This is a genomic window from Pseudomonas sp. Tul2A7 (assembly GCF_054790505.1).
Genome location: NZ_CP186499.1, coordinates 6,322,196 through 6,336,792 on the forward strand (window position 1 = coordinate 6,322,196; position 14,597 = coordinate 6,336,792).

At 60.3% G+C, this 14,597-nt stretch carries 14 protein-coding genes; 3 read left to right on the forward strand and 11 right to left on the reverse strand.

Annotated features, from left to right (window positions below):
- Positions 1 to 19: 19 nt before the first annotated feature.
- Positions 20 to 439 carry a VOC family protein gene (locus ACOYXJ_RS28105; RefSeq protein WP_460372831.1) on the forward strand — a complete coding sequence of 140 codons (420 nt, stop codon included), beginning with the start codon at positions 20 to 22 and terminating at the stop codon, positions 437 to 439.
- A 51-nt stretch (positions 440 to 490) separates the two neighbouring features.
- Here the strand turns inward: ACOYXJ_RS28105 and ACOYXJ_RS28110 are convergent, their stop codons facing one another.
- The 5 genes from ACOYXJ_RS28110 to ACOYXJ_RS28130 all read right to left on the reverse strand — a co-directional run bounded on the left by ACOYXJ_RS28110 (position 491) and on the right by ACOYXJ_RS28130 (position 5,922).
- Entirely contained in the window at positions 491 to 820 is a 330-nt protein-coding gene (locus ACOYXJ_RS28110) for a hypothetical protein (protein ID WP_016987808.1), read from the reverse strand.
- A 152-nt stretch (positions 821 to 972) separates the two neighbouring features.
- Complete coding sequence (gene rtcA, locus ACOYXJ_RS28115; protein ID WP_460372833.1) at positions 973 to 1,998, reverse strand: RNA 3'-terminal phosphate cyclase; 1,026 nt, start codon at positions 1,996 to 1,998, stop codon at positions 973 to 975.
- A gap of 8 nt (positions 1,999 to 2,006) precedes the next feature.
- On the reverse strand, positions 2,007 to 2,795 hold the full coding sequence (locus ACOYXJ_RS28120) for a nucleotidyltransferase domain-containing protein (RefSeq protein WP_460372835.1): 789 nt from the start codon (positions 2,793 to 2,795) through the stop codon (positions 2,007 to 2,009).
- A gap of 15 nt (positions 2,796 to 2,810) precedes the next feature.
- Positions 2,811 to 4,037: an RtcB family protein gene (locus tag ACOYXJ_RS28125; RefSeq protein ID WP_064120146.1), complete on the reverse strand. Its 1,227-nt coding sequence runs from the start codon at positions 4,035 to 4,037 to the stop codon at positions 2,811 to 2,813.
- Positions 4,038 to 4,374: 337 nt separating this feature from the next.
- Positions 4,375 to 5,922, reverse strand: coding sequence for an RNA-binding protein (locus tag ACOYXJ_RS28130; protein WP_460372837.1), 1,548 nt, complete (start codon positions 5,920 to 5,922; stop codon positions 4,375 to 4,377).
- Between the two features lie 204 nt (positions 5,923 to 6,126).
- On the opposite strand from ACOYXJ_RS28130, the gene rtcR reads away from it, so the two are divergent.
- Positions 6,127 to 7,728, forward strand: coding sequence for an RNA repair transcriptional activator RtcR (rtcR, locus tag ACOYXJ_RS28135; protein ID WP_460372839.1), 1,602 nt, complete (start codon positions 6,127 to 6,129; stop codon positions 7,726 to 7,728).
- A 100-nt stretch (positions 7,729 to 7,828) separates the two neighbouring features.
- Positions 7,829 to 8,107, forward strand: a complete 279-nt coding sequence (locus tag ACOYXJ_RS28140) for a hypothetical protein (protein ID WP_008079695.1) — start codon at positions 7,829 to 7,831, stop codon at positions 8,105 to 8,107.
- An 8-nt stretch (positions 8,108 to 8,115) separates the two neighbouring features.
- On the opposite strand, the gene ACOYXJ_RS28145 is transcribed toward ACOYXJ_RS28140, so the two are convergent.
- The 6 genes from ACOYXJ_RS28145 to ACOYXJ_RS28170 form a co-directional block, all read right to left on the reverse strand.
- Entirely contained in the window at positions 8,116 to 9,933 is a 1,818-nt protein-coding gene (locus ACOYXJ_RS28145) for a glycosyl hydrolase family 28 protein (RefSeq protein WP_460372841.1), read from the reverse strand.
- A 13-nt stretch (positions 9,934 to 9,946) separates the two neighbouring features.
- The gene (locus ACOYXJ_RS28150; protein ID WP_460372843.1) at positions 9,947 to 10,315 is read right to left on the reverse strand and encodes a 5-carboxymethyl-2-hydroxymuconate Delta-isomerase; all 369 of its coding nucleotides are present in this window, start codon (positions 10,313 to 10,315) and stop codon (positions 9,947 to 9,949) included.
- Between the two features lie 23 nt (positions 10,316 to 10,338).
- A complete protein-coding gene (locus ACOYXJ_RS28155) occupies positions 10,339 to 11,115 on the reverse strand; it encodes an ABC transporter ATP-binding protein (RefSeq protein ID WP_026000817.1) in 777 nt (258 codons plus the stop codon).
- Between the two features lie 10 nt (positions 11,116 to 11,125).
- On the reverse strand, positions 11,126 to 11,965 hold the full coding sequence (locus ACOYXJ_RS28160) for an ABC transporter ATP-binding protein (RefSeq protein ID WP_026000816.1): 840 nt from the start codon (positions 11,963 to 11,965) through the stop codon (positions 11,126 to 11,128).
- 11 nt (positions 11,966 to 11,976) lie between these two features.
- Complete coding sequence (locus tag ACOYXJ_RS28165; RefSeq protein WP_034152645.1) at positions 11,977 to 12,894, reverse strand: ABC transporter permease; 918 nt, start codon at positions 12,892 to 12,894, stop codon at positions 11,977 to 11,979.
- A 62-nt stretch (positions 12,895 to 12,956) separates the two neighbouring features.
- The gene (locus ACOYXJ_RS28170; RefSeq protein ID WP_460372846.1) at positions 12,957 to 14,567 is read right to left on the reverse strand and encodes an ABC transporter substrate-binding protein; all 1,611 of its coding nucleotides are present in this window, start codon (positions 14,565 to 14,567) and stop codon (positions 12,957 to 12,959) included.
- Between the last annotated feature and the right edge of the window lie 30 nt (positions 14,568 to 14,597).

The window sequence follows — 14,597 nt, forward strand, 5'->3', positions numbered from 1 at the left end:
GACTGCCGGGAGCAGAGACATGAGAATCGACCCGTACCTGATCTTCAACGGTGACTGCCGCGAAGCCTTCACCTTTTACGAACAAGCCTTGCAAGGAAAGCTTGAGGCGATGATGACGTTTGGCGAGACACCCGCCGCCGAGCACGTGCCCAAAGAACACCACAACCTGATCATCCACACCTGCCTGAAAGTGGGTGATCAGATGATCATGGCCTCGGACACCACACCCGACCGCCCGACTCAAGGCATGAGCGGCTGCTCGATTTCGCTGAACGTCGACAGCATTGCTGAAGCCGAGCGCGTGTTTAACGCTCTGGCCACGGAGGGTCGCGTCGACATGCCGCTGGAAGCGACATTCTGGGCCGCACGCTTCGGCATGCTGGTCGATCGTTTTGGCGTATCGTGGATGGTCAATTGCGAGAGCGAAAAGCAACCCTGAGATTTGCTCAGGCATGAAAAAGCCCAACCTGAAAAGATTGGGCTTTTTGCGTTATCGCTGGGCCAGTTCGTGGCGTACGCATTGTTCGTAATACGTCTGTTTGACCGCCGCCGGCTTGAGCTTCGACGTGCTGTTGTAGGTTTGCTCGGTAATCCCCATCGCGGTCATGCGCATCCACGGCTGCTGGAAGCGGCGCACCTGCAATTGTTTGCGTGCGCCGTACAACGAGACGCCCGACAACTTCGATTGCTGGGCACCGGCAGCAATGTCCGAGCCCCAGGTGCAGGCAAAGCGATGGCTTTTGCTCAGTTCTTTTGCCTGCACTCCCACCGCGAAAACAGCCAGGGAAAGCGTTGCAACGGTGATGACAATCGTCCGCATATAGCCCACCTAACCTTTTGAAAAAAGGCGATTTTGCCGGGGAAGCGAAAGTCCGGGGGCCAGCAATTTGCCGCCTTTCGCGAGTTTTTTTGCGGACGTAAAAAAGGGCGGTGGGATTTCCTGATGAAATCCCACCGCCCCTAGGCTGACTATCAATTGGCGCTGACCTCAACGCGCAATCGATCCGCGCCCTCCTCCCGACAATCGATGCGAACCGGCAAAAACAACTCGATCACCGCGATATTGCTGTGCAGATGCTCGGTCATACGCGGCGTGGTGAACGAGCCGCCACCGGCCAGCGCCATTGGCAACAGCAACTGATCGGCAAGGTGCTCGGCCACCGCAGCACCACTGCGCAACCAGTCGGCGGCCTGATTGATCGCGGCGTCGGCGACCTTTTCAGCCCGTAGCGACACTTGGCCAAACGCGCTGAACACCTCGGTGACGTGCTCGAATGCATACTCCAGCAACAACACATTGCCCGGCCCCCGCGCCGGATCGAGCGTGACATGTTGCAGCGCCGCAGGCGGCAGACTCAAGCGCTTGGCCACTTGGCTCAACTCACGTTCGGCCACCGTCGGTGCCAGCCCGGCGGTCAGCGCCGATGCGTATTGCGAAATCGCCTCGCCGCGTTCACACAGATCCAGCCGCGTCAGGCTCGACGGCTGCACGTTCACTTCAATCTCGCCACCGCCTGCCGGGACAAATCCATGTTTCAACAAGTCCAGCTCAACGTTTGCGCCCATACGCCGCAGCAACGGCAGCCAACTGCGCGTGAGGAAATCGGTCGGCGGCGCCAGCGGATTATGCGTACCACCCGAGATGCGCACCCGACTCGCCTGCCCTGCCCGCAACAGTGCCGGCAACAAGGTCTGCAACACCAGCGTGCAACTGCCGGCCGTGCCGATGGCGAACTGGTAATCGCCAGAGCGAATCGCGCCGGGTTCAAAACTCAACGCTTGCGAGCCCAATTGCGCACCGGAAACCGCCGCGCCGCAGACCTCAGCCGCCGCCATGACGGCCGTCAAATGTTGCCTCAGCAGTCCCGGACGGCTGCGTTTGGCGCGGATCTGTTTAATGCGAAACGCCCGGCCTGTCACCATCGACAGGCTCAAGGCACTGCGCAGTACCTGGCCGCCACCGATGGCGCCGTCCAGTTCTATCACTTCCTGTTTCATTGCATTCCTTACGCGTATCGCCCGACGGTATCCCTGAGGTACCGATCCAGACGTCGCGAATCTTCCTGAGTTCTGAGTAAGGTGGGCACTTCGCGCTCAAGCTCGGCGGCGATGAACCCGTGCAGCGCCGGACGACGCGGCCCGTAGGCGCTTTCGTCGGCATTGCGTTTAAGGGCCAGCAGTTCGTCGACTTCAGCGAGCAGCGCGCGGTCGTCGACGGTGGTCAGCAGGTCGGCGAACGTCATCGGCGGCCGACCGCGGCCCTGGTCGATCCAGCGCACCGCCAGCAGTGGTCGTAGCACGTAGAAGTACTTCTTGAACCGTACGGTTTCACCTTGCAGGTAACCGCGAAAGTTCTTCTTCGCCATCGACAAATAGTGATTGCGCGCCGCTGGCGGGCTGTAGAACGCTTCGGCGAGTTCGCGCAGTTGGGCCACCTGCGCGGTTTCACTGCGATAAACCAGCGGCGAGTCGAGCCACTCCAGCAAGGTCGGATTGGATTTGCGCAACAACCCGAGGGTCTTGCGCAGTTCCCAGCCACTGACGTCGAGTTCATCGTCCAGCGGACGTTCGATCACATCACGCGGCGCATCGACCTGGACGAACCACTCGGGCTTCTCCACATAGACAAACCGCACGTCGTAATCGCTGTCGGTCGAGGCAAAACCCCAGGCCCGGCTGCCTGACTCACAGGCGTATAACACCGTGACATTGCGTTCACGCTCTATGCGCGCCAGCTCTTCCAGTACCCGCGCACGCATCGTGGCGCACAGCGGATGACGCTCTTCCAGTTCCATGACCTGCTTTTCCTTTTATCCTTTGACGCACACCACCTGACGCAAGGTGTGCAAAACTTCCACCAGCTCACGCTGGGCGTGCATGACTTTGTCGATGTCCTTGTAGGCCATCGGAATTTCGTCGATCACCGCTTCGTCCTTGCGGCACTCCACATGGGCAGTGGCGCGAATCTGATCCTCGACGGTAAAAGTGTTCTTGGCCTTGGTGCGGCTCATGGTGCGACCGGCGCCGTGGCTGCAGGAGCTGAACGACTCTTCGTTGCCCAGACCGCGAACGATGAAACTCTTGGCGCCCATCGAGCCCGGAATAATCCCCAACTCGCCCTTCTTCGCCGACACCGCACCTTTGCGGGTGACCAGCACCTCTTCACCAAAATGCCGCTCTTTCTGCACGTAGTTGTGATGGCAGTTGACCGCTTCCAGCGCCACTTCAAACGGCTTGCGAATAATCTGTCGCGTCGCCTGAATCACCGCGCGCATCATCAGTTCGCGGTTCTGTTTGGCGAAGTCCTGCGCCCAACCCACCGCCTCCACATAATCATCAAAGTGCTGGCTGCCTTCTTCGAAGTAGGCCAGGTCACGGTCCGGCAGGTTGGCGATGTGCTGACGCATATCCGCCTGAGCCATCTGGATGAACAGGTTGCCGATGGCGTTGCCGACACCGCGCGAGCCACTGTGCAACATGAACCAGACCCGGTTGGCTTCGTCCAGGCACACTTCGATGAAGTGGTTGCCGCTGCCGAGCGTGCCGAGGTGCCCACGGTTGTTGGTGTTGGCCAGTTTCGGGTACTTGTCGGTGATCAATTTGAACCGTGGCTGCAGCCCCGCCCAGGCCTGATCGGCTTGCTGCGGGATTTCATCCCAGGCGCCCTTGTCGCGTCGCGAACGGTTTGAACTGCGGCCATGCGGCACCGCTTGCTCGATGGCGCTGCGCAAACCGAGCAGGTTGTCCGGCAAATCAGCAGCGGTCAGCGACGTGCGCGCGGCGATCATGCCGCAGCCGATGTCGACGCCAACCGCTGCCGGAATGATCGCGCCGACGGTCGGGATCACGCTGCCGATGGTCGAGCCCTTGCCCAGGTGCACGTCCGGCATGACCGCCAGATGTTTGAAGATGAACGGCATTTTCGCGGTGTTCATCAACTGCTCGCGGGCCTCGTTTTCCACCGGGACGCCTTCGGTCCAGAGTTTGATCGGTTTGCCGTTGGCGACTTCGAGCAGTTGGTAAGTGTGTTCTTTCATGTCTTCATTCTTTATTCATGGGCCGATGATTCGGCGTTGTTCTATAAGTCGCAGCGACAAAAACACAGGCACTGTGGCTCTGCCAGTTGAGCCCCCGTTGCCGGGGCGGGAGTCGAACCCGCGTTCCGATGTAGTGCCTGTCGCATTCGCTGCCAATTACCGCAAAAAAAGGTGGCACGACAAAAGTTGATGACTGTTGCGCGTTGCCGCGCTCCGGACTTAACCGGCCTAAGATGTACAGCCATCAGGCATTCGTGCCGTCACTGGCGCTGACAAGGGCTTGATGAGACGTTTTGGATGTAGTCCCATCGGCATTCAGCGCCGGTGATCAATCAATTCATGACGCGCTTTCGATCGCCTCGACCCAGTGCTGCGCACTGTATTGGCCGCTGGTGAACTGCTCGATCACGTCGAACACCGCGTCGCTGAAACCGCCGACATTCAAGATGTCATCACGATCCGCCGCCTGTGTTGCAGGGCCTGGCTGGATGTCGATGCACACCAGCCGGGCCTGTGGGTTGAGCTTCTTGATCCGCTCCCATTGCCGCATCGTCTCGCTGGCGCCGCGACGCTGCGAATCGATCCACGATTCGTTGTCCGAGACCATGATCAACGTATCGACCCTGGCCTCGCTGTCCGCCAACCTCTTCAGCGGTGCCGAGCAGTTGGTGCCGCCGCCAAAAATGCCGGCGAGCTTCTCGGCGTTGCTGATCACACTGTCACGCGGGTTGAGCTGGATACCCACCACGTTGATCTCGAACGGCATCACCCGGGCAGCCGGCTGCTTGCGCAATACCGCTGCGGCGACCAACGCCGCCACGTCGATGCAGCGCACCTGCGAGGTCGCACCAGGGCGATAACCGGTCACCGGGCTGCCCATCGAACCCGACACATCCGGGCAAACCACCACCGCGCCCTCAAGCGTGGGCACGTTGGCCAGCGACAACTCCAGCGCCTCCTGCAAGGCTTCGCGGATCGCCGCCGGGGTGTTTTCGCCCATCATCCGATAAGCCGCCAACAACTGGTACGGATACACCCGCGCCTTCGCCACTTCCTGTGGATCGGCCAACCGCGCCGCGACGTATTCGATGCAACCCGGTACTTCAAACGCGCCGTGGCGCGCCAGGCTGTTGAGGTTGATGCGCAATCCCTGCCAGCCCATGTTGCGGGCTTGATTGGCCCATTGTTCCTTGCTCAGTGTTTCGTTGCCGAGCAACTGAAACGGCACCGCCGGCACTTCATCGCTCGCGCCGCTGCGAAACGCCAGTAAATCTCGGGTCAACTCCGGCAAGGCCTTTGCCTCCACCGGTTTACCGATCAACCAGGCGAAAAACGCTTCGCGCCACGCTTCGGCAGGTTTCGGGTGAACCATCTTCACCACGTCCGCCAACGACGGTTGATTGCCGATCGACGCTTGCAGCAGTTGCCGCTCGGTCGCGCTGTTCAGCCAGTTCTGCACCAGACGCTTGGGTTGCGAGCCAAGGGATTTACGCCCAGTGGCACCACTACGGAGGATCTGTACAAAGTTGCGCAACATCTTGCCGCTGTCGATCACTTGCTCGAAAACCTCTGGCACCAGACTTGAACGCTGCGCGGTCAATGCCGCCAGCAACAATGCTGGCATGTCTTTCATGTGACCTTTCTTGCGAGCGTAGATGGCGGCTTTCGCCACGAAGCGACTGTCCAGTTCGGCCACCAGCTTCAGCACTTGATCCAGCTGACTTTCTGCGGAGGCGTAAAAGGTCTGGTTCAGGCAACCGGTCACTGCCAACTGCGCCAGTTGGTGCTTCGGGCTGTAGGCATAAGCGCTGGCACCGGAAGCATTCAAGGTGTCGCAGGCCGGCAAGTGATTCGATTGCGTGTTGAAGAGATTTGAGTTGGCCATCTTGGCGTCTCGCTGTGTTGTCCTGTTCGTTGCGATATGCATTGCAGCGGCTGTGCCAGCTTTTTACTTTCAACGAAAAACATTTATATCTTATTGATTTACAACGTTTTTATTTTTTATGTGGTGTTTTATCGAATGAACTGACGACAAACCCCTCGCCGAATATTTATCATTGGATATCGTCTTTTATCTTTTGAGATAAACATGCCAAACAAGCAAACCGTCGCCATCGGTTTTATCGGCGCCACCCTTGATCGCGTCGGCAAGGGTGCCAATCGCTGGAGCCATTGGCGCCCCAGCGTTGGCCTATGCCAACAGCAGGACGTGCTGATCAACCGGCTCGAACTGATTCACGGCGTCGACGCCCGCGACGTCAGCCTCGCCGAGCGGGTGCGCGCCGACATCCAGCAGGTTTCGCCAGAGACCGAGGTGCGCTTGCACCCGATGTCGCTGCGCAACCCATGGGATTTCGAAGAGGTCTACGGTGCGTTGCACGACTTCACCACCGCCTACGATTTCGACACCGAGCGCGAGGACTACCTCGTCCACATCACCACCGGCACCCACGTCGCGCAGATTTGCTGGTTCCTGCTGACCGAGGCGCGTTATCTGCCGGCGCGGCTGATCCAGACCTCCCCGGCCAAGCGCAACGAAGGCGATCACGCCATCGGCACGCATGCCCTGATCGATCTCGACCTGTCGCGCTACGATCGCATCGCTTCGCGCTTCGCCAACAAGCGCCTCGAAGGCCTGGAGTTCTTGAAGTCCGGCATCGCCACACGCAACGCCGCCTTCAACCGCTCGATCGAACAGATCGAACGCGTGGCCGTGCGCTCGAAGGCGCCGATGCTGCTGATCGGCCCGACCGGCGCCGGCAAATCCTTCCTCGCCCGACGCATCTACGAACTGAAACGCAGTCGCCACCAAATGCAGGGACGTTTTGTCGAAGTGAACTGCGCCACCCTGCGTGGCGATGGCGCGATGTCGGCGCTGTTCGGCCATGTCAAAGGCGCCTTCACCGGCGCACAGAACGCTCGCGATGGCCTGTTGCGCGCCGCCGATGGCGGCATGCTGTTTCTCGATGAGATCGGCGAGCTGGGCGCAGACGAACAGGCGATGCTGCTCAAGGCGATTGAAGAAAAACGCTTCTTTCCGCTGGGCTCGGACAAAGAGGTCGAAAGCGATTTCCTGATCATCGCCGGCACCCACCGCGACCTGCGCAGCCGGGTCGCTGATGGTTTGTTCCGCGAAGACTTGTACGCGCGCATCAACCTGTGGACGTTCGACCTGCCCGGCCTCGCCGGCCGCCGCGAGGACATCGAACCGAACATTGATTTCGAGCTGGATCGTCACGCCCGTGAACACGGGCAACTGGTGCGCTTCAACCTGGAAGCCCGGCGCAGTTATCTGGCGTTCGCCAGCTCTCGCGAGGCGGCGTGGTTGGGCAACTTCCGCGAATTGTCGGCGTCGATTACGCGCATGGCGACCCTCGCCGACAGCGGACGGATTGATGAAGCGCAGGTGCAGGAAGAAATTGATCGGCTGCGCTACGCGTGGGGATTGGCGCAACCGCAGGCGATTTCAGCAGAGTTGCCGGGGAACGCCGAAAGCATGGATCTGTTTGACCGCTTGCAATTGAAGGCAGTGATCGAGGTATGTCGGCAGGCGGACAGCTTGTCCGATGCCGGCCGCCGGCTGTTCGGAATATCGCGCCAGGCCAAGGCACAAGCCAACGATGCCGATCGACTGAGGAAATACCTCGGCCGGTTCGGGCTTGAGTGGAGTCAGATCATCGACCTCACGTGATGAGAACAGCAGCGATTGACCGCCCGTCCAACCGCGGGCACCTTCGCCCGCAGGACGCTTCCAATGAATCACCATTCGCTTCGATCGGAAGACGACCATCATGAACAGCAAAATTGCAGCGATCACCCTGGCCGGCCTGCTCGCGGCCTGCCCGCTTTTCGCTTCGGCAGCCGCGAAGACTGCTGACGAGTCTGCCGCGCCGCCCACCGCGCTTCCCGGCGTGAATCAGGCCGGTAAAGCTCAATCCAACGCAGACAAGGCCGACAAGAAAGGTGAAGAGGCGTCGGGTTCAAACTCTGGCGCCGAGTCGCATGAAACAGCAAAAGATGCTGCTACTTCGAGCGACTCGGAAGACCTCGGTAAATCGCCGAAACCTTGATCAGGGTTCTACGGAGGTGGGGGCTGCACATCCGTGAACGTCAGCCCGACACTCCCGGTGATTTGCCACGGGTTGGCAGCGCCGTGCTCACTGAACGACACACGGTCGAACAGCGAATCCTTCAATCCGTCGATCTGTGCCTTGGCCGGACCACTGAAGCGCACGCGCTCGAACACCAACCCCTGATGCCAGGCATTGTGCTGACTGTCGCCCTTGACCTCGATCGCCTTGCCTTGAGCATTTTCGACGCTCACGTCGGCGACGCGGATATCGCGGAACTGCCCGGGAATGGTTGAGCGCTGGTAATCCAGCTTGGCGTTCGGATCGTTGTAGTCGAGGGTGAAAATGAACGCCTGCTTGAGCGTATTGCGGATTGCCGAATCGCGGAAGATCACGTTACGCGCGCCGCCACCCATGAAGTTGGTGCTCTTCATGCGCAGGCCGGCATCGGTGCCATCGGAAACGTTGTCTTCGGCGAGGATATTTTGAATCCACGCACCGGTATGGCTGCCGGCAACCACCATGCCGTGCCCCTTGCGGAAGTAGTTATTGAAGATCCAGGCATCTTCCTGCGGCTTTTGCTGCACGGCATCCGCCCCGGTACCCGCAGCAAAATTGACGCAGTCATCTCCGGTATCAAAGAAGTTGTTGAAGACCATCGCGCCCTTGCTGTTGGCGAATTCGATGCCATCGCCGTTATTGGCGTCGTAGGTTTTATGCGTGGTGTTGGCCAGCACTACGTTTTCAGTTTCCAGGTTCATGATCCCGTGGAAGGCCGGGTTCACCACGGTAAAACCGCCGTAGAACACGTTTTTCACGTTGCGCAGGGTGATCAGCGACGAGCGCATCTGCCCGTAGGCGTCCTTGACGTTCATACCGCGCGCGACCGCTTGCTCGACTTGCGCCTTGGCCAGAATGCCGTCCTGCTGGTAGCGGGTGTTGTCGCTGGGCAGGTAGAACGGCAATGGCTGACCGCGCTCGTCGACGACATCGGCGCGGCGCTTCCAGCCGTTGCCGTCAATCGTGCCTTTGCCGACGATGCGGATGTTTTCGAACGACTGATGCTGACGCGGATCGCGCGGCAAGGCATTGATCAGCGACGCCGGACGCACGGTGCTCGAATAGGGATACTGGATGTAGCCGGCCAGCGGATAGTCTTCGGCACGCTCGGAACCCAACAGCGTTGCACCCTCGGCGATTTCCACGGTGATGTTGCTCTTCAGGTAGAGCGCCCCGCTTTTGTAGGTGCCCCTGGGCAACAACACTTTGCAGCCGGGGGTGCAGGCGTCGATGGCGTTCTGGATCGCCAGGGTATCGAGGCTTTTGCCATCACCCTTGGCGCCGTACTTCCTGACATCGAACACGGCGGCGACCTTGCTCGTCCGTTGCACAACGGCCGGACTGTCTGCCGACTCCTTGCCATCGGTGCCCACCGAACGCACGGTGAACCGATAGGCCGTATCCGCTTTCAAGCCTTGCGCGGTGTAACTGTGAATGCCGATGCGATGATGAAAACCGGCAACATCCTGTTCGTAGAAGCGGTCGATGTAAGGTTTGGCCGGCGAGACGCGGTCATTGTTGGCGTTGCTGCCGCCCAGCAACACACCGTTGGCGTAGACCCGGTAGTCGCTGATATCGGCGTGATCGGCGGGCTTCTCCCAGACCAGGATGATCTGCTGATCATCGTAGGCCAGGGTCGGCACCTGCAATTTTGCCGGCGCCTCCAGCGCCCACGACGGCACACTGCAAACCAGCGTCAACGTGGCTGCCAACGACAAGGCCAAAGGCTGTTTGCGCGGCGTCGGAACAACATTTCGATAAGGCATGAGCACTCCTTGTTCAGGCCGACAATCCGGCTTCTTGCAGATATTGGCTGCGGTTGACGAACGTCTCGCGGGGCATTTCCACAACCTCCATCGACAGCGACTCGACGTCCGGCAGTAAAGCGACCAGCGCCGCCACGGTCGCCGAGGCCAGACGCCGGCGCTGTTCAGCACTGCGCCCGGACAACACCGACAGCACGACATGGACAAAATCGTCCTGCCCCGCACCGCAGCGGTAATGCTCGAAGGTATTGAGGCGCACCTTGATGTCGCCGACCTTGAACAGGCCGAAGGCATCGAGGGCGTCATGCACGGCAGCGAGCAGGGTTTGCTCGCCGACACGCTGGGCCAGGGGTTGCGGGCAATCGATAAGGCAATGCGGCATGTCGCGCTCCTTGATGGATCGGTTCAACCAGCGAGCTGGCGCACCGACTCCTGGCTGAAATCGCGACTGGCCTGCACCAGCATCCGCGTGTAGGCGTGGCTTGCCAGATCCTGGCTGAGCGCCTGACTGTCGAGCAACTCGACGATCTTGCCCTGCTGCATTACCGCTACCCGATCACACAGGTGCGTGACCACACCGAGATCGTGAGTGACCATCAGGTAGGTGAGTTTCTCGCGCCGGCGCAAATCCGCCAGCAAATTGAGAATCTCCGCCTGCACCGAGACATCCAGCGCCGAGGTTGGCTCATCGAGCAGCAACACGCGCGGCTCGAGAATCAGCGCACGGGCAATCGCCACGCGCTGGCGCTGGCCACCGGACAACTGGTGCGGATAGCGAAAACGGTAACTGTCGTTCAGACCGACCTTGAGCAAGATCTCGTTGATCCGGTCGTCCTTGTCGCGCACGCCGTGAATAATCAGCGGCTCACGCAGGGCCGTGTCGACGGTGTGGCGCGGATGCAGCGAACCGTAAGGATCCTGAAACACCATCTGCACCTGACGGAAATGTTCCTTGGGAATCTTGTGCTGCAGCGGCGCGCCGGCAATGCTCAACTCGCCCGTCCAGTGCCGGTACTGCCCGGCCAGGCAGCGCAAAACGGTGGTCTTGCCGGAGCCGGACTCCCCCACCAGGCCGAAGGATTCGCCATCGGCGACACTGAGGTTGACGTCGTGCAGCACCTGATTGAGGGCCGGGCCGGCGCCGAAACTCAGGTTCAGCGCGTGTGCTTGGATCATGGACATGGTCGATTCCTCAGCAAGTCAGCCACAGTGGATCGCGTTGCAACACCGGCAACCGTTCGCGACGATTGTCCATGCTCGGCAACGCCGCCATCAGGCCGCGGGTATAGGGATGTTGTGCATGTTGCAGGTCACCGGCGGCGAGCGATTCGACCACCCTGCCGGCGTACATCACCAACACGCGGTCGCAGTAATTGCGCACGAGGTTGAGGTCGTGACTGACGAAAATCAGACCCATTTCCTGCTGCTCGACCAGCTCCTCCAGCACGTTGAGCACTTGCTGACGCACCGACACATCAAGGGCCGAGGTCGGCTCATCGGCAATGATCACCTGTGGTCGGGTGATGACCATCATCGCGATCATGATGCGCTGACCCATACCACCCGAGACCTCATGCGGGTACAGGTTGTAGACCCGTTGCGGATCACGGATATGCACTTTTTCGAGCATTTCCAGCACCCGCTCGCGGGCCTCGCTGCGGCTGGCCTTGTGGTGCGCCAGATACGCCTCGGCAATCTGATCGCCGACCTTGACCACCGGGTTCAGCGAGTATTTCGGGTCCTGCATGATCATCGAAATGCGCTGACCACGAATCTTCTGCATGACCTTTTCGCCGGCTGACAGCAGATCGACTTCACCGAACTGCATGGCCTTGGCGGTGATCCGCGCACTGGCCGGGTGCAGCTTCAGCAGGCTGCGACCGACCGTCGATTTGCCCGAGCCCGACTCACCGACAATGGCGAGTTTTTCCCGCCCGAGGGTGAAGGACACGTCGCGCACGGCATGGGTTTCTTTCTGAGCATTGACGAAGCGCACATTGAGCCCTTCGACGTTCAATTTGATTGCAGACATACAGCCTCCGATTACTCGCTGCGCGGATCAAGAATGTCCCGCAGGCCGTCGCCCAACAGGTTGAAAGCCAGGCTGACCAACATGATCGCGGCCCCCGGAACAGCCACCAGCCACCAGCACTCGAGCATGTAGCGGCGCCCGGTGGAAATCATCGCGCCCCACTCCGGCGACGGCGCCTGCGCACCGAGGCCGAGAAAGCCCAAAGCCGCTGCGGTGAGGATGATCCCGGCCATGTTCATGGTCAGGCGGATGATTACCGACGACATGCACATCGGCACAATGTGCCGCAGAATGATTCGCGTGGACGAAGCCCCTTGCAGCTCGACCGCCACAACGAAGTCAGCCTTGCGCAACGACAGGGTTTCCGCCCGCGCCAGTCGCGCAATCGGCGGCCACGACGTCAGCGCAATCGCTACCACCGCGTGTTCCAGGCCCGGACCAAGCGCAGCGATAAACGCCAGCGCCAGCACCAGGCTGGGGAAGGAAATGAAGATGTCGGTCAGGCGCATGAACACCGTGTCGACCACACCACCGTAGTAGCCGGAAACGGTGCCGATAAACAGGCCGATCGGGCCGACGATCACGGTCACCAGGGTGATGATGTACAGCGTGATGCGCGAGCCGTAGACCAGCCGACTGAAGATATCCCGGCCGTATTCATCGGTACCGAACCAGTGGGCGGCGCCCGGCGCCTGCAGGGCATTGGCGAGGTTCTGCGCGACCGGATCATGGGTGGCGATCCATGGCGCAAACAGCGCCACCACCACCAGCACCAGCGCGACCAGCAATCCGGCCAGGGTCATCGGGTTGCGCAACAAGTGCCGCAAGACTTTCAGGGCACTTTTGCAGAAGGCGTCGAAGCTGGATCCGGGGGTACGATCCGACCGCCGCTTGGCGCTCGAATCAGTAGAAGACATGTTGGCAATCATGGGCATGTTCTCGGATTGAATTCAGGATCACCCGGCGCGTACGCCGACGCACCGGGCAGCGTTCAGCGTTGTTTGTAGACACCCAGATACCGCGTCGCCTCGGCATCATCACCGGCGAAGCCCTTGACGTCGGCGGCGCTGACCACGGTGTCGGTCATCTGCGAAATCATCATGATCGGGCCGACCTGCTCGTCGTAGATTTTCTGTGCCTGGTGATACAGGTTCAGGCGCTGGCCGGCATCGCGTTCGACCCCAGCCTGATCAATCAGGCTATTGAGCTGCGGGCTGAAAAACGACGCGCGCCAGCCCTGGAAATTCGGCAGGCCGGCGTCATCGCTGTTGTTGGGGTTGTAGGCAAACGTGCGCAGGCTGAAATACGGATGCGGATAGCGCTCGGCCCCGCGCGCAACGATGATGTCGAAGTTGCGCGCGCGCATGGCGCCGTACACCTGGTTGCCAGTGCCGTTGACGATACTGGCCTTGATCCCGCCCTCGGCCAGCGTCGCTTGCAGGCGCGCGGCGATGTCGATGAAGGGCGGCTCTGACAATGTGCGAATGGTCGTGCTGAAGCCGTCCGGATAACCCGCTTCGGCGAGGAGTTTTTTCGCCTTGGCGACGTCCATGTGATAACCCGGATCCGGCAGGCGCGCCGCCAGACCGAGTTGCATCGGCTGCTGATTCAGCTGGCCGTAATACGGCATCACCTGTTCGTCGAGGCCCTTGTAGTCGATCAGGTTGCGCACCGCTTCGCGCACTTTGGGGTTGGCAAATTCAGGCTGCTTCATGCTCAGCGCGACGTAGTACAGGGTGCCGCGCGGCAGTGACTGCACGTGGATTTTGTCCGAACCGTCGATGGCGCGGATATCCGGTGCGGCCATGCCATACGCCAGATCGAGGTCTCCGCGTTCCAGCATCAGACGCAGCGACTGTGATTCGGTCATGTGCCGCACCACCACCCGTTTGAGCTTGGCGGCACCGCCCCAATAACCGTCGAACCGGGTCAGCAACAGCGAGTCGTTCGCGGTCCATTTGCTCAGCACAAAGGGGCCGCTGCCGGCCTCGTTGGTCACCAGCCAGTTAGCACCGAGGTCAGCGTTTTTCTCATGCGCCAACGCTGTTTTGCGGTCAATCACCACCGCGCTCGGCGAGATCGCCAGCGAGTCGATCAATAGCAGTGGATCCATGGTTTGCGGCAAGTCGATAACCAGCGTGTGGGCATCGCTGGCGCGGATCAGTGACTGAATGTTGTCGACGTTATAACCGTAGGCTTTCCAGGTCGTGGCCAGGCCGAAATTGAGTTTCATCACCCGGTACAGCGACCAGGCCACGTCTTCAGCGGTCAGCGGATTGCCGGAGTGAAACTTCACGTCCTGGCGCAAATGAAAGGTTACCTGCTTGCCGTCGTCGCTGATCGTCCAGCGCTCGGCCAGTTGCGGCAAATGCTTTTCCGGATTGCCCTGATCTCGCTTGACCAAGGTGTCGTAAAGATTGGCATTGACGCCGGAAGCGTCGAGGCCCGGCGCGTTGGCTGGATCGATGGAAAACAGGTTGACCATGCTCATGCCGACGATCAGTTGATCGGCCGGCGTCTTGGCGCTGGCCTGGGTCATCGGCACCAGCGCCAGGACCGCTGCCAACAGGCCAGCGTGCAGTTTGGTAAATGCAGTCGTCATTGAAAAATCCTTCTTTTTATAATTTTTAGT

Bases quoted from the DNA above. Each gene is read 5' to 3' on its own strand.
- ACOYXJ_RS28105 (WP_460372831.1), top strand. From the start codon at position 20: ATGAGAATCGACCCGTACCTGATCTTCAACGGTGACTGCCGCGAAGCC.
- ACOYXJ_RS28110 (WP_016987808.1), bottom strand. From the start codon at position 820: ATGCGGACGATTGTCATCACCGTTGCAACGCTTTCCCTGGCTGTTTTC.
- rtcA (WP_460372833.1), bottom strand. From the start codon at position 1,998: ATGAAACAGGAAGTGATAGAACTGGACGGCGCCATCGGTGGCGGCCAG.
- ACOYXJ_RS28120 (WP_460372835.1), bottom strand. From the start codon at position 2,795: ATGGAACTGGAAGAGCGTCATCCGCTGTGCGCCACGATGCGTGCGCGG.
- ACOYXJ_RS28125 (WP_064120146.1), bottom strand. From the start codon at position 4,037: ATGAAAGAACACACTTACCAACTGCTCGAAGTCGCCAACGGCAAACCG.
- ACOYXJ_RS28130 (WP_460372837.1), bottom strand. From the start codon at position 5,922: ATGGCCAACTCAAATCTCTTCAACACGCAATCGAATCACTTGCCGGCC.
- rtcR (WP_460372839.1), top strand. From the start codon at position 6,127: ATGCCAAACAAGCAAACCGTCGCCATCGGTTTTATCGGCGCCACCCTT.
- ACOYXJ_RS28140 (WP_008079695.1), top strand. From the start codon at position 7,829: ATGAACAGCAAAATTGCAGCGATCACCCTGGCCGGCCTGCTCGCGGCC.
- ACOYXJ_RS28145 (WP_460372841.1), bottom strand. From the start codon at position 9,933: ATGCCTTATCGAAATGTTGTTCCGACGCCGCGCAAACAGCCTTTGGCC.
- ACOYXJ_RS28150 (WP_460372843.1), bottom strand. From the start codon at position 10,315: ATGCCGCATTGCCTTATCGATTGCCCGCAACCCCTGGCCCAGCGTGTC.
- ACOYXJ_RS28155 (WP_026000817.1), bottom strand. From the start codon at position 11,115: ATGTCCATGATCCAAGCACACGCGCTGAACCTGAGTTTCGGCGCCGGC.
- ACOYXJ_RS28160 (WP_026000816.1), bottom strand. From the start codon at position 11,965: ATGTCTGCAATCAAATTGAACGTCGAAGGGCTCAATGTGCGCTTCGTC.
- ACOYXJ_RS28165 (WP_034152645.1), bottom strand. From the start codon at position 12,894: ATGATTGCCAACATGTCTTCTACTGATTCGAGCGCCAAGCGGCGGTCG.
- ACOYXJ_RS28170 (WP_460372846.1), bottom strand. From the start codon at position 14,567: ATGACGACTGCATTTACCAAACTGCACGCTGGCCTGTTGGCAGCGGTC.